This is a genomic window from Limosilactobacillus pontis DSM 8475, from assembly GCF_001435345.1.
Taxonomy (GTDB): domain Bacteria; phylum Bacillota; class Bacilli; order Lactobacillales; family Lactobacillaceae; genus Limosilactobacillus; species Limosilactobacillus pontis.
Genome location: NZ_AZGO01000025.1, coordinates 1 through 670, shown reverse-complemented (window position 1 = coordinate 670; position 670 = coordinate 1). Strand labels below are relative to the sequence as shown.

General features: G+C 33.6%; 1 protein-coding gene. It reads left to right on the top strand.

The annotated features are described in order from the left end of the window. Nucleotides 1-196: 196 nt before the first annotated feature. Nucleotides 197-502, top strand: coding sequence for a hypothetical protein (locus FD34_RS08540; protein ID WP_152936755.1), 306 nt, complete (start codon nucleotides 197-199; stop codon nucleotides 500-502). The last annotated feature ends 168 nt before the right edge of the window (nucleotides 503-670 follow it).

Genomic DNA, 670 nt, shown 5'->3' with positions numbered 1-670 from the left:
CAAAAGTCTATCACAAATGGCTTTTTTGTTTTTCTAACTTAATTTTACAAACCGGGATTTTATAAAACTAAAAAGGATACAAGAAATTATTGAATCTCACGCTATATATCTAGTGACATTAATGGTTATACTTACCATTATATGGCAATTGGCAATTCTCCACTTCCTCTGCGGAAATACAACATGGGACCCAGAAATGATTGAAAACGCGGCTTCGGGGCAATCATCAAATTTACTTAATCAACAATATTTTGGGCATTATCCAAATACATTTTTCTTATTGTGGATTGAGCATTTTATTTTCTTGTTATTTGGTCAGCCTAAATTTTCAAACTTTATTACACTTTTAGGGGGTGTCAATCTTTTATTCCTTGATACAGCTTTTGCTATACTTATTCGTTCTGCAAATAAAATTTATAAGAACAAAACAATTACTTTAATTGTCGCACTTGTTTCATGGATTTTGATAGTTTTATCTCCCTACTTTGTAAGCAGTCAATAACGATACGTCTAGGCGCGGTCGACCAATCCCCCTATACTGAAGACATAAGATTCAGTATAGGAGGATTTCTTTATGGAAGAGAAGCATGATATTGTGGCACCCGTTTTCAAAGGTAAGCACCGAATAACAACACGTCTATATTTTCAATTTGAGGTCTCCTATACTGAT

Coding starts and splice junctions, on each gene's coding strand:
- FD34_RS08540 (WP_152936755.1), top strand. CDS start 197: ATGATTGAAAACGCGGCTTCGGGGCAATCATCAAATTTACTTAATCAA.